Below are 1,171 nucleotides of genomic sequence, written 5' to 3'. Positions count from 1 at the left end.
CCGAACACCTGTTGCGTCAATCGATCCAGGTCACGGAAAGGATCAGTGCGCATCAGCATGGTCGCCACCTCCAACTACTCCATTCTCGATAGTCGATTGACCAGATAACCTCTGCTACCTGGCATAGATATTTTCTAGCACTCGACATAGGTTAGTGCAAGACTGAAATCTAGATAATCAGTCCGGGTGTGGACAGTGCGGAAAGGAGCACCGATGCCCTCACAGCACGAACGCGAGCACCTTCCCGCCGAGGAGCAGGCGGTGTACGCGATTTCGGTGGCCGCAGAGCTGGCCGGGATCGGAATCCAGACCCTGCGCCTGTACGAGCGACACGGCCTGATCACCCCGACCCGCAGCAACGGCGGCACCCGCCGATACAGCGGTCGTGACCTGCAACGATTGCGGCGCATCGCCGATCTGGCCGCGCAGGGCGTCAACCTCGCCGGCATTGGGCACATCCTCGACCTCCAGGATCAGAACACCGCTCTGGTCCGAGAACGCGACCGGCTTCAGAGCGACCCGCCCGGCTCCTGACCGGCCCAATCGGAGGGACCGCATCATCATCACCACCGATTACTCGCCTCGATCCCTTGGATGGGCGGGCCGAGCACAGCCGCCGTAACCATCGCAGGAAATCTACATTGACTGATATAGACAAGCTCCTCTCCTCGTTGTATCGTCTGTCTCGTTCGGAAGTCGAGACAGCATCGGCAACGTCGCGGCGGACCGAACACGTCACGCAAGAAGTTGGTTGTGAGCCGGTTCCCTCCGGCGGGGTGAAGTACACGGCAATAGGTAGTGCCGCTGGAGGGAACCGGAACAAATGCACGACGCGCCGGAAGTCGCGACCATGACCCGCCGGCGAAACCGCTCCGACAGCAGGAGCGGGCAGCGAACCCACGAGCCGGGAGGTGATCCACGAGTACCCCACCTAGACATGATTCGCCCGTGCCGGAACAAGCGGACACGGTGACGATCGCCGGCCTCGCCGGCCGGAGATAGACGACGACACTGAATCTTCCGAACCCCTTCGAACGAACGAGGTCAGGTCCCCGCGCCCCCCGCGCGGGGCGCGGACCGGGTGGCCCCCCCGAGAGCGGGGGGGGTTCAATGCCCTTAAAAACCAAAAAAATAGGCAGATGACACATCTTAAAAACATAAACCAACACCA

General features: G+C 61.1%; 1 protein-coding gene. It reads left to right on the top strand.

Features of this window, described 5'->3' with window-relative positions; translation table 11 throughout:
* Positions 1–213: 213 nt before the first annotated feature.
* A complete protein-coding gene (locus ABZ319_RS40465) occupies positions 214–534 on the top strand; it encodes a MerR family transcriptional regulator (RefSeq protein WP_354991887.1) in 321 nt (106 codons plus the stop codon).
* Positions 535–1,171 lie beyond the last annotated feature (637 nt).

The organism is Nocardia sp. NPDC005978, from assembly GCF_040614455.1.
Classification (GTDB): Bacteria; Actinomycetota; Actinomycetes; order Mycobacteriales; family Mycobacteriaceae; genus Nocardia.
Note: the sequence above shows the minus strand (reverse complement) of the source record. Positions and strands in the feature narration are given on the sequence as shown.